Below are 12,487 nucleotides of genomic sequence, written 5' to 3'. Positions count from 1 at the left end.
TTAGTAAAATTATAGCTTCGGAAAAGGATGGGGCAAATATGAGCGAAAATGGGGAACAAACCTATAACGCCAAAAAATATCGTACACCGGACGGAGTTCCGGCCGACATCGTAATGTTTACACTGACCAAACGCGAACGTAAGACGGTCACGAAGACGCTTCCCTTACGTGAGCTTAAGGTAATGTTAATTAGACGAAAGAAATGGCCATGTGCTGGAATGTGGGCTCTCCCAGGCGGATTCTGTCAGGAGGATGAGTCCATTTATGCTGCGGCTACACGTGAACTCAAAGAAGAGACTGGTGTAGATGGTGGTCATTTGGAATATCTGGGCGTTTACAGTACACCAGGTCGCGACCCTCGCGGATGGATTATCAGTCATGCTTTTTTTGCCCTTGTAGAAGAATGGATGTTGGAGCAAAGACAAGCTTCGGATGATGCTGGCGAGGTAGGTTTATTTACGTTGCAGGAAGCACTTGAAGAGCTGGAGCTCGCTTTTGACCACCATGATATCATCAAGGATGCATACTTGCGTATTCAACAACAAATGCTTCAGACTACGATCGCAAGACAGTTTTTACCTAGACATTTTACCCTTAGTGAGCTCTATCAAGTCATTCAAACGGTAGTGCCGGAATTTAAGGAACCGAATTTTATTCGTAAAATCACTTCAACACGTAGTCGTCAGGGTATATTAAAAGAAGTAAGAGATGAAGAGGGGAATGCGCTTAGTTCAAATCAATACTCCCAGCGTCCCGCACAGCTCTATATGTTCACAGATCATGAGCCTTTGTTATCCATCTACACGTAGTGGCTTAAATCAGGAGAGGGGATTAATCTCATGAGAGCACTAATAGTGATCGACTTTACGAATGATTTTGTTAACGGAAATCTGCCGGTTGGCCAGCCAGCCGTAGATATCGAGCCTAGAATCAGCCAATTAACGTCGGAGTTTGTCCAAAGTGGCGATTTTGTCGTTATGGCCGTGGATTTACATGAAGAGAATGACCCTTACCACCCGGAGAGCAAACTTTTTCCTCCTCATAATATACGCGGGAGTGAAGGACGTGAGTTGTTCGGAAGTTTGAAATCTGTGTATGAGCATAACCGCGATTCCATCTATTGGATGGACAAAACGCGTTATAGCGCTTTTTGTGGAACTGATCTGGAAATCAAGCTGCGGGAGCGTGGCATTACTGAACTTCATTTAATTGGGGTCTGCACCGATATTTGTGTACTGCACACAGCAGTGGATGCATATAACAAAGGGTTTGCAATTATTGTGCACGAAGATGCAGTTGCCAGCTTTAATCCAAATGGACATACTTGGGCGTTAGAACATTTCCGGGGAAGTTTAGGAGCAGACGTTGTTAAGGCATAATACTAGAACAGAACAGAACATACACATATAGCAGCGTAGATATTAGGAGATGAGGACTTGAGAAGAGAACTTGCGCTACATACGGATAAATATCAGATCAATATGATGTACGCTCACTGGGTGAATGGAACTCATAAACGGAAGGCTGTATTTGAGGCTTATTTCCGTAAGCTACCTTTCGGTAACGGCTATGCTGTGTTCGCAGGGTTAGAGCGTATTGTTGGTTATATCGGCGGCTTGCGGTTTACCGAAGATGATATCCGTTATTTGTCTGAGCAAGAAGAGAACTATGCACCCGCTTTTTTGGAGGAACTGTTGCAGTTTCATTTTCAGGGAACCGTTCATTCGATGAAAGAAGGCGCTTTGATTTTTCCAGATGAGCCATTAATCCGTGTGGAAGGGACAATTATGGAGGCTCAGCTGGTGGAGACAGCCATTCTGAACTTCATGAACTACCAGACGTTGATCGCTACTAAGGCTTCACGAATTAAGCAGGTGGCTCCGAATGACATCTTGCTGGAGTTTGGTACCCGGCGTGCGCAAGAAGCAGATGCAGCGGTGTGGGGGGCTAGAGCAGCCTATATTGGCGGCTTTGATGCTACTTCTAACATGCTCGCAGGCAAAATGTTTAGTATTCCGACCAAGGGAACACATGCACATTCCTGGGTTCAGAGCTTTGGCAGCGAGCAGGAGGCTTTTGATGCCTACGCTAAGGTGATGCCGGACGAAGTTACGCTATTGGTAGACACCTTTGATACACTCCGTAGTGGTGTGCCTAATGCAATCAATACAGCTAAGAAGCTTGAGGCACAAGGTAAAAAAATGGTCGGTATCCGTTTGGATAGCGGTGACTTGGCTTATCTATCCCGTCAAGCGCGTAAGATGTTGGATGATGCTGGCCTGGATTATGTGAAGATAGTCGCTTCCAACGATTTGGATGAGAACACGATCATGGATCTGAAGCTGCAAGGCGCAGCGATTGATACGTGGGGTGTGGGTACACAACTAATCACCGCCTCTGACCAGCCCTCTCTGGGTGGCGTCTATAAGCTGGTGGAAATTGAGTCCGCTACTGGAGAAATGATCCCGACGATCAAGATTTCTTCCAATCCTGAGAAAGTATCTACGCCTGGCAAGAAGGACGTATTCCGGATTATCGGTAAAAATGGCAAAGCGCTTGCGGATTATATCTGCTTTCCAGAAGAGGAAGCTCCACGTAACGGTGCGCGGTTGAAGCTGTTTAATCCGCTGCATCCATACATGCATAAGTATGTCGAGCGTTACGAGGCATTGCCTATGCTAGAACCGATATACGTTAACGGATTTCAAGTGTATACTTTGCCGGATTTGAATGAGGTTCGACGTTATCATCGGGAGCAAAAGGATCTATTCTGGCCGGAGTATCAACGTAAGCTGAATCCCGAAGTATATCGGGTGAATTTGAGTGAAAAGGTCTGGACTAGCAAGCAGCAATTAATCGCTGAGCATATACGACCGGATATTGAATAGATTTTGCAGGATTAATTCTGTCAACAGTGTTAACGCGGGAGAGTGATATACCCGCGTTTTTTTTGTTTTTTCAGAGGCTTGTAAATAAGGAGGAGAACTTAATGGAAAAGGGGAAGCTTGCTTTAGCGCTGAACAGAAACGTTAAACTGGGCGAAATCATTACTTTCGGCACGTATTCACAATCGAAGGATGGTAAAGAGCTGCCGATTGAATGGCGTGTTCTCCATAACTCAGGTAGCGAACTGTTCGTTTTGAGCGAAGACATTTTGGAATGCAAGAGGTATCACGGCAAGAGCGCAGATATTAAATGGCGTGATTGCGTGGATATTACGTGGCACGACTGTGATTTGCGTGAGTGGCTGAACGATGAATTCTATAACAGCGCATTCAATGCTGCCGAGAAGGTATTAATAAAAACGACCCGTTGCTCAGATAACGGAGAGGGTACCCCAGATACAGAGGATAACGTTTTTTTGCTTAGCGTTGATGAGATAAAGGCATTCTCAGAGATACACGGAAAAGAACTACGGCGTGCGGTTGGCACGGAATTTGCTAAAATGAAAAAGCACGATGGATGCAGCCTATACATTTACGATAAAACGGATAAAGATAACTATATAATTAAAGACGGCGAAGAAGTTGGCTGCTCTTGGTGGTGGCTGCGAACACAGGGAAACAAACCTTCGCGTGCGTTTTTTGTCGGACCGAGTTACAGTATTCGCAGCTATGCGAATGTCAGTGTAGCCCGTGACGGCGTCCGTCCCGCTATGGTAATTAATCTTCCACGATAAAGACAATCGGTTTAGAGTGGCAATAATTAAAAAGAGGCGTGTCCCTCTCTTCGCTAATGTGAAGAACAAGGGATACACCTCTTTTTGATAAATCGGTCCGAGCTAGAACCTTTAATTCTTTTTCTTGAATTTTACGAACGACCAAATCGTAAGCATCAACAGAACTGCTAAGCATGTTCCTATGCTGATACGGTTCTGAACATCGAAGAGAAAAGAAACCGCGATAACAGTTAAACAAACCAGTGTAACAACGGTTATATAAGGGAATCCCCATACCTTAAAGGTTGGTTCTTTCGGATAAGATTTTCTCAGTTTAAGTTGTGACATACAAATGCTGATCCATACGAGAATAACCACAAAGCCTGGAACCGCCATTAGCAAACGGAACAATCCATCCTGGGCGAAGTACGCTAATAAGGAACCAATAACAAGAACAACGGCACAGAGCTTCAGACTGTTGATGGGTACACCTTTTGCAGAGGTTTTTGCCAAGCTGCGTGGTGCTTCGCCCTGTGACGCCATAGAGTGCAGCATCCGAGTGGCGCCATAAATACCAGAATTGGCAGCAGAGAGCACCGCTGTAATCAGAATAAAGTTCATGATATGATCGGCACCCTTAAGTCCTGTTGCGGCTAATACCTGAACAAACGGGCTTGTATGCTCATTCAGTTGATTCCATGGTATTAATCCACAGATGATTAGGATCGGCAAGGTATAGAACAGAATAACGCGCAGAATGAAGCTTTTGACAACCTTAGGTAAGACCTTCTCTGCATCCTGTGTCTCCGTCAAGGTAAGTCCAATCAACTCTGACCCACCGTAGGAGAACATAACGACAAGAAGGGCAGAGAAGATGGGGGTCCAGCCTCGTGGGAGAAATCCACCATAGTCTGTAAAGTTGTGTAAGTAAGGCGTAGCTTCAGTCATTGGCAACAGCCCGAAAATTAATGAGCTTCCTAAGATAATGAAGATGATGATCATAGCAATTTTGATCCCGGCTAACCAAAACTCCGTTTCTCCATAACCACCTACACTCATCATGTTGATGCCGATAATTAAAGCTCCACTTGCAAGACTGAGCAGCCATAAAGGAACATCCGGTAACCAGTATTGCAAGAAGCTGCCTGCTGCCAGCACTTCAATCACACAAACGGTCAACCACATGAAGCAATATAACCAGCCCACGATAAAGGAGAGTCGTTCTCCAAAAGCCTCACGTATGAAGTCCTTCATATTCCTATTCGGGTACACCGTAGCCATTTCGGCTATTGCCCCCATGACCACTAAGAGTAGCAGGCCTGCTAATACATAAGTAAGAATAACCGCAGGTCCGGCAATGCTTATGGTCTCAGAACTTCCTTTAAAAATCCCCGTACCGATTACTCCGCCCATCGCCATAAAGCTGATATGCCGAGGAAGCAATTTCTTCTGTAATGATGCTTCGTTTGACTTCACAATTAATGCCTCCTAAGCTGTCTTCGAAAAATTACACCAAGCATCAGTTTATCCTGAAACGGACTAGTTGAAAAGTAAAAATAACACACATTTTTATGAAGAGGCGCGACTTTTCACTGGAGTGTGATATTTATCATGCAGAATGTGATGAATTTAACATCTTAATTTTTAATTTTATTGCTAAATAAAAGTAGCTAAATAAGCTTAGGTAACACATGGAAAATGCAAGATTTGTCACTTCGCGACTTGCAAAATCAAGATACAATCGTTGAAAAAGTCAAAAGGATATTATACTGATGACATTCTGAAAGGGGCTATGTCGGTGGTACAGTTACCAAAAGTGAACGAACTCGGATTTTTTGAGATTCGTCTGGAATCAATTGGAGGGCTAGGCGCGAACTTAGCTGGTAAAATGCTTGCAGAAGCAGGCGTTGTCGGTGCTGGAATGAATGGAGTGAGCTTTTCATCCTATGGTTCTGAGAAAAAGGGATCAGCGGTAAAGGCACATATCCGTTTTTGTGATTTGAACACACATATTCGTGACACTTCACCGGTAGAACGACCTCACGTCGTAGGCATATTCCATGAAGCGTTGGCAAAGACCGTCAACGTGACTAGCGGAATTTATGATCATAGCACGGTGCTAGTGAACTCGGCTAAGTCGCCAGAAGAATTGAAGTCCTCCCTGAACATGATGGCAGGAACTATAGCTGTCGTTGATGCTACATCGATCGCATTAGATGAGAAGAACCGCGTAAACATGGCAATGTTAGGTGCGTTGTTCCGGATGTGTGATTTCTTGGATCCTGAAATTATGAAGGGGGTTATCGAGAAATCACTTGGCAAAAAATATCCGCAGGCTGTTCAATCCGCACTAACTACTTTCGAACGTGGATTTAATGAAGTTACTTTCATGCATTTCCCTTTGCCTGAAGGTGCGATTATGCCTGAGTTCGTTCGGTCCGATATTTCGGCCTTAGGTTATGAAACTCAGCCTATTGGTGGTACCATTACGAATCCTGGCAGCAGCTTTTTAAAGAATCTTAGCATTTCAAGATCCGGTTTATTGCCTCATTTTAAATTAGAGGATTGTATTCATTGTGCGCAGTGCGATACGGTATGTCCTGATTTATGTTTTGTTTGGAATGAGCAGCCTGATAAGAAGGGACGTCCGCAAATGTTCCTGCAAGGCATTGATTATCAATACTGCAAAGGCTGCTTAAAATGCGTAGAAGCTTGTCCTACAACGGCTTTGTCTGGCGAACGCGAGGAAGATGGCTACGCTGAGAGCCATACGGTCCGGCATATTTTTGATCTTGTTACTGAGGCTTAATTAACGGAGGAAAGGTGGAACACACGTGGCTATTGATTATGAAAAAGAAGTAAGCTCTACGAAGGTAGAGCAGAAATTCCTATATGAATCCGGCAATGAGATGGCGGCTTATGCTGCCCATCAAATAAATTATCATGTCATGGGTTATTTTCCGATCTCCCCATCGACAGAAGTCGCTCAATTTCTTGATACCATGAAAGCGAACGGTCAGCATGATATTATGCTTATTCCATCAGACGGCGAACACAGTTCTGCAGGAATCTGTTATGGAGCTTCGACGGCTGGTGGACGTGTATTTAATGCTACCAGTGCTCAAGGTTATATGTTCATGCTAGAGCAATTGCCGGTACAAGCTGGTACACGGATGCCTATGGTAATGAATTTGATCTGCCGCTCGATTTCCGGTCCGCTTAATATTCATGGTGACCATTCTGATTTGTATTTTGCGCTAAATACGGGCTGGCCGATTCTGATGTGCCGTGATCCACAATCCGTTTATGATATGAATCTGATGGCACTTAAGCTTGCTGAGCACGCCAAAGTTCGTCTTCCAGTAATGGTAGCATCAGATGGGTATTTTACTTCTCACCAGAAACGTCGCGTACAGGCATTTACTCACCGTGAGGATGTTCATAAATTCGTTGGCCCACAACCACCGGTAGGCTTCACAGACACACTAGACCGCAATAATCCAGTTACCGTAGGTCCTTACATGAACGAACCTGATTATATCAACAACCGTTATCAGCAGTCGGTAGCGATGTATAATGCGGGTGAAGTCTTCGAAGAAATTGCTAAGGAATTCGCTGAATTGACTGGACGCCACTATCCAATGATCGAAGAGTATCGGATGGAAGATGCGGAAGTAGCCGTATTCTTGATGAACTCTGCCTCAGAGATTATTAAAGATGTTGTGGATCAGCTTCGTTTGCAAGGGATCAAAGCAGGTGCAATTTCGCCGAATATGATTCGTCCTTTCCCACAGAAGCAAATGGCTGAAGCGCTGGAAAATGTTAAGGCAATCACCGTAGGCGACCGTGCGGATTCGGTTGGTGGTCACGGCGGTAATATGGTAAATGAGATCAAGGCAGCCTTGTTCACCTATGGTAACACTACTACAAAGGTAATTAGCCGTATTTACGGGTTGGGCGGTAAGGACTTCTACGCAGAAGATGGTCATGCATTCTTCCAATTAGCATTGGATGCCGTTGCTGCAGACCGTGTTGAAGTTCCATTTGACTACTATGGTCACAATCCAGGTGCACCGGACAAAGCGCCACAGCGTCTATTGAAGCCGATGGACTTTGATTCGCTGAAGACAGGATTAATTACGGTTAAACAGGATGAAGCAACAGGGAAATTAAGTGTGCGGATACCCCCACTGCGCAGCTTGACGAAGAAACCTAAACGGCTTGCACCAGGTCATGGCGCTTGTCCAGGCTGTGGGATTTTCTCAGGACTGGAGACGTTCTTCAAAGGCATCGAAGGGGATATCGTAGCGCTTTATCACACGGGTTGTGCGATGGTAACAACTACGGGTTATCCATATTCTTCTCATAAATCTACGTTTATTCATAACCTGTTCCAAAATGGTGCAGCTACCTTATCCGGTGTCGTAGAAATGTTCTGGGAACGCAAACGCCGTGGTGAATTGGACGGACTTGGGCTTCAAGACGACTTCACATTTGTAATGGTAACTGGTGATGGCGGTATGGACATCGGAATGGGACCTGCAATTGGGGCTGCACTACGCGGTCACAAAATGATTATCGTAGAGTACGATAACGAAGGTTACATGAACACAGGTGCTCAGCAGTCCTATTCCACACCACTGGGTCACCGTACATCTACATCCAGCATTGGTAAGAATCAGCAAGGTAAAGTTACACAGCATAAGGATACTGCGCAAATCATGGCAGCTACTAACATTCCATATGTCTTCACAGGTTCCGAAGCTTACCCGCAGGATCTTGTGAAGAAAGCGGCAAAAGCACAATGGTACGCTCAGAACGAAGGACTTGTGTACGGTAAAATCCTGATCGCATGCCCACTGAACTGGATGTCTGAGGATAAAGAGGGTACCAACATCGTTTCGCTGGCTGTTGAATCTTGCTTCTTCCCTCTATATGAAGTGGAGCACGGTTCTACGAATATTACGTACAATCCAGAGGATAAGGGCAAACGCGTTGAGCTCTCCGCTTGGTTGAAGACAATGGGCAAAACCCGTCATTTACTGAAGCCTGAGAATGAGCCAGCTTTACGCAGCTTCGAGGCAGAAGTGGAGCGTCGCTGGAATCGTCTGAAAGCGAAACATGAGCATCCTGATTTGTAAAATATAAATGATAAAACACCCGGCAGATTCGTCTGTCGGGTGTTTTGTATATAATGAAAGAAGGGAGGACTGATACTATTGAGCTGGATTTTATGGATCTGTTTTTTTGTTTCATTACTGTTGTCTTATTTGGATCAGCGAAAGATATTAAAGTTAAAAGACTGGGTGATCATAATTGCAGCTTTTTTACTTTGTGAATTGTATGTCGATTTATTTGGATTACTGATTCCTGTGGGTTTTATCATGGGCTTGATTTATATGAATAAAAAGAAAAAGTTTCTTTACGCAAAGGCGCTAATGTTTGGGTTGATTACCGTCTTCGTCATTTTCTATACCCCTAAGATTAGTTTTCAACAAATCAAAGCGCTTTCGGAGAGTAACAAATATACGGAGCAATTTAATCAGGTTAAAGCCGTTTCTAATTTTAAAATTGAATCAGATATTAACAATGTACTTCAGAAGGCAGCAAATCATTTAAAAGATAAAAATCCAAACTCAGAAATACCTGTAGACGATCCTCATGTAGTCTTCAGTATATGGGTTCTCCAACACAGAAATGTAGCTCTTCAAGATTTAGATTGGTTATGGTACAAGGCGCCGTTAGAATTACATTATTATTGGCAAATTAATCGTCCCGATCCATTGGTTACTCTTGAATATGTTGTATTTAATGAGGTTGGGTACATGGGTGTTTTTGAAAGAGAGCATGAAAAAGAACCCTATCATCTCCGAACGATCTATGAGTTTGACCGCCTTAAAACATGGACTCCGATGATACCCTGATTCTGAGTTTAACAAAGATAAATCGTGAGCACCGACTCACAACCTAGAATGGAATTTATTTCTCATAGTCATACAAACCTTTCGCTAGACAAAAGAAAACTGCAAATGTGCATCTTTTTGCGCAGATTTTTTCTTTTATTAGGTCGAAACCTGCGAATATACAGGAATATCCATACTTATGACACGAAGACTTATTCTTAAGCAATAATTACTGTAAATTTGCAGGAATCTATACTTTAGTCCGCCACGTATCATTTAAAGATGTACTTTTGCAGGTTTATTCGACATTTCGTCATTTACAGTGAGCGATTAGTCGACCCAGCGGTGGATTTGATTAACTGCGCTTATAAGCCGCTTAACAACGGTCTCTCGATTTGCCATAAGGACTCAATGAAAACGGACAGGATCTTCGTACACATAAAGATGCCATCATCTCTGTTAATTTTTCCTCTCCAGCGCTCAGAACTTCATCTGAGGTAGGGAACGTCAACAATGTTTTTAAAGATACAACAGATTGTAAACCCTAAAATACACCCTTATATTCAGGAAATACCTGATCTAAAACAGCTTGGAATTGCAGCTTAACTCCATATGGATGTTATAAAAAAGAAATTCACAATACCTCTGAACATGGGTAAGATGCAGTCAAGGAAATATTCGTTCATGTGGTGTTGAGGGATTTTAATTTGCATTTCATCCAAAAGCTATCTATACAAAGTCAAAAGGTTGTATCATGTTTATATGGAGTTTTAGAATAAAGGTATAGAAAATGAGAGGTGTATTATTTTTGTATAGAGTGGCTATTTGTGATGATGAGGAAAAACAAAGAGAGCTTGTCAAAAGTATCCTGATTACTTTGTCGATAAAGACTAATATAGATTTTGAAATTGAATTATTCGGCTCGGGAGAGCAATTGGTATCCCATTATGAGCGCTTTGAAACTCCATTCCATATTTTAATTTTGGATATTGAAATGGGGGGGATAAACGGGATTCAAACAGCCCGAAAAATAAGAGAGTTAAATAACCTAGATGAACAAATTATTTTTCTGACAAGCTATCCTGAATATATGGTGGAAAGTTTTGATGTCATGACATTTCAGTATTTGATAAAACCCATTGCTCCTTCGATCTTGGAGGAGAAAATGATCAAGATATGCCAATACTTTCAAGCACTTGATAAAAAGTTTATGGTTATCAAGTCAACCTATGAAGAAATCGTTTTAAAATATGATGACCTCATTAGTATTCAAGCTGCCAAAAGCTTAACTATAAAAAGCAAACTACATTTTACGACCACTAATCAAACCTATGAAAGCAAAGGCATCATTTCAGATTATGCTTTGGCCTTAAAAGACTGTAACTTCTTGCAAATCCATCGTTCTATTATTATTAATCTGCTTCATGTGAAGAAATTTTCTAGCGGAGTTGTTCTAATGTCCAATGGGTTGGAATTACCCATAGGTCGTTCTAAAATTAATGAGGTTAAAGATACTTACACCAAATTTATGATTATGAAGGTCGATTGATATGATTCAAAATAATTTTCCTATTGTCTTTAGCATTGTACTTGTGATGGGTGTTCAAATTAATTTTTTCTTCAACTCGGTGTTTGATAAATCAGCTAAAAAACATAACCGATTTATTTATTTCATTATGTTTGGGTTGCTTGATTACATGTATCTGGTTATTCCCATCTCTCCTATTTTATCTTTGATTCTACCTTTGCTCATGATATTTAGTTTTGCACAATCTTATCAAGTAAAAATTAAAGACAAGATCATTTTTTCTATGTTTTACGGTGTTTTAATATCTCTCGTTAATTTTATATCCCTTTATATTTTTTATACCCTATATTCAATTGAGTTTAGCTTTGACCCTGTAAATGAATATGATCAAATAGCCTACACAAAAGCTATTTTACTCAGTTGCATGATCATGTTTGCTATCATTCAGATCATACGTCTACTTGCAAAACGTAGAAGTTACTCTTTGGATTATCGTTACTACATATTTTTTTCGGTTATTCCTATCGTAAGTATAAACCAACTGAATATTCTAACTTATAAGGACGCCTATTCTTTCATATCCGTCATTGTATTACTATTCTTAAACGTTATGATTTTCTATGTTTTTGATAATATCATTGATAAATTTCAATTCATGCATGAGAATGCTCAGCTGCAACAGCAGATGGACCATCAGGATGCGAATTACGAAAAAGTCGTTCACAGCTTTAAATCCATTAAAAGAATCATTCATGATACGAATCAACAGTTTTTGTATATTGAAGAGTGTATTGAGCGAAATGAGTTAGCAGCAGCAAGGGAACATATTAAGACTACATTAAATAAAGTTGAAGGGGCTTATCAACGGGTAAACACAGGGAATCTAGTTATAGATGCCCTTGTCACAAATACACTTAATATTGGACAAGCCAATGGCATAAGAATAGATACAAAGCTTAGCTTATGTTCACAAAAAGTCCATATTGACCGTTATGACTTATGTGTTGTCATTGGAAATATGCTAGATAACGCAATAGAGGCTTCTAAAAAGTTGAAGATCGCAGAAGATAGGTACATTCTTATAAAAATACATTCTACCGAGTCTACCCTTCTCATTCACATCATGAATCATATGGAGAATGAAGTTACCCACTTAAACAGCCAAAAATCAAACCCGGAATTTCATGGTATCGGATTAACGAACATAGCTAGAATCTGCGACAAGTACGGTGGTCATATGACCATTGAAACGAAACATAAAGTATTTAATAATATGGCACTAATACCATTATATACCAACAATCCCTAAACAACCTGTTGTTTAGGGATTGTTTTTTGCGTTTCAGGGCGATTTTCATTCTAACGGCGTTCTTCCTTGTATGATGATTTCAGTAAGTC

At 41.7% G+C, this 12,487-nt stretch carries 10 protein-coding genes and 1 pseudogene; 9 read left to right on the top strand and 2 right to left on the bottom strand.

Translation table 11 applies throughout. The annotated features are described in order from the left end of the window. The first annotated feature begins 38 nt into the window (after nt 1–38). The 4 genes from MKX60_RS22625 to MKX60_RS22610 all read left to right on the top strand — a co-directional run bounded on the left by MKX60_RS22625 (nt 39) and on the right by MKX60_RS22610 (nt 3,679). Complete coding sequence (locus MKX60_RS22625) at nt 39–809, top strand: NUDIX domain-containing protein (RefSeq protein ID WP_042128449.1); 771 nt, start codon at nt 39–41, stop codon at nt 807–809. A gap of 30 nt (nt 810–839) precedes the next feature. Continuing rightward, on the top strand, nt 840–1,379 hold the full coding sequence (locus MKX60_RS22620) for a cysteine hydrolase family protein (protein ID WP_341061031.1): 540 nt from the start codon (nt 840–842) through the stop codon (nt 1,377–1,379). 57 nt (nt 1,380–1,436) lie between these two features. Then, nucleotides 1,437–2,888, top strand: coding sequence for a nicotinate phosphoribosyltransferase (locus MKX60_RS22615; RefSeq protein ID WP_076283476.1), 1,452 nt, complete (start codon nt 1,437–1,439; stop codon nt 2,886–2,888). Between the two features lie 101 nt (nt 2,889–2,989). Then, entirely contained in the window at nt 2,990–3,679 is a 690-nt protein-coding gene (locus tag MKX60_RS22610; protein ID WP_341061030.1) for a DUF6273 domain-containing protein, read from the top strand. 111 nt (nt 3,680–3,790) lie between these two features. Here MKX60_RS22610 and MKX60_RS22605 read toward each other — a convergent pair whose 3' ends face one another. Then, entirely contained in the window at nt 3,791–5,134 is a 1,344-nt protein-coding gene (locus MKX60_RS22605; RefSeq protein WP_076298829.1) for an amino acid permease, read from the bottom strand. A gap of 322 nt (nt 5,135–5,456) precedes the next feature. Between MKX60_RS22605 and MKX60_RS22600 the strand changes: the two genes are divergently transcribed. From MKX60_RS22600 to MKX60_RS22590, 3 genes are all read left to right on the top strand, one after another. Next, entirely contained in the window at nt 5,457–6,467 is a 1,011-nt protein-coding gene (locus MKX60_RS22600; RefSeq protein ID WP_341061028.1) for a 2-oxoacid:acceptor oxidoreductase family protein, read from the top strand. Nucleotides 6,468–6,492: 25 nt separating this feature from the next. Beyond that, nucleotides 6,493–8,799 (top strand): thiamine pyrophosphate-dependent enzyme, encoded by a 2,307-nt coding sequence (locus MKX60_RS22595; protein ID WP_341061027.1) that lies wholly within the window; start codon nt 6,493–6,495, stop codon nt 8,797–8,799. Between the two features lie 78 nt (nt 8,800–8,877). Then, nucleotides 8,878–9,582, top strand: a complete 705-nt coding sequence (locus MKX60_RS22590) for a hypothetical protein (protein ID WP_076283481.1) — start codon at nt 8,878–8,880, stop codon at nt 9,580–9,582. Nucleotides 9,583–10,021: 439 nt separating this feature from the next. Here the strand turns inward: MKX60_RS22590 and MKX60_RS31750 are convergent. Further along, nucleotides 10,022–10,165 (bottom strand): annotated as a pseudogene (locus tag MKX60_RS31750) (IS110 family transposase); the annotation flags it as partial. 204 nt (nt 10,166–10,369) lie between these two features. On the opposite strand from MKX60_RS31750, the gene MKX60_RS22585 reads away from it, so the two are divergent. Together MKX60_RS22585 and MKX60_RS22580 are read left to right on the top strand one after the other, a co-directional pair. Continuing rightward, nucleotides 10,370–11,110 carry a LytR/AlgR family response regulator transcription factor gene (locus tag MKX60_RS22585; RefSeq protein WP_076283482.1) on the top strand — a complete coding sequence of 247 codons (741 nt, stop codon included), beginning with the start codon at nt 10,370–10,372 and terminating at the stop codon, nt 11,108–11,110. A gap of 1 nt (nt 11,111) precedes the next feature. Further along, nucleotides 11,112–12,398 (top strand): ATP-binding protein, encoded by a 1,287-nt coding sequence (locus tag MKX60_RS22580; RefSeq protein ID WP_076283483.1) that lies wholly within the window; start codon nt 11,112–11,114, stop codon nt 12,396–12,398. Nucleotides 12,399–12,487 lie beyond the last annotated feature (89 nt).

Source organism: Paenibacillus sp. FSL R5-0914 (assembly GCF_038004525.1).
In the GTDB taxonomy this organism is placed as follows: domain Bacteria; phylum Bacillota; class Bacilli; order Paenibacillales; family Paenibacillaceae; genus Paenibacillus_AQ.
The sequence above is the reverse complement of the archived record's forward strand: the minus strand, read 5'-3'. Positions and strand labels throughout refer to the sequence as shown.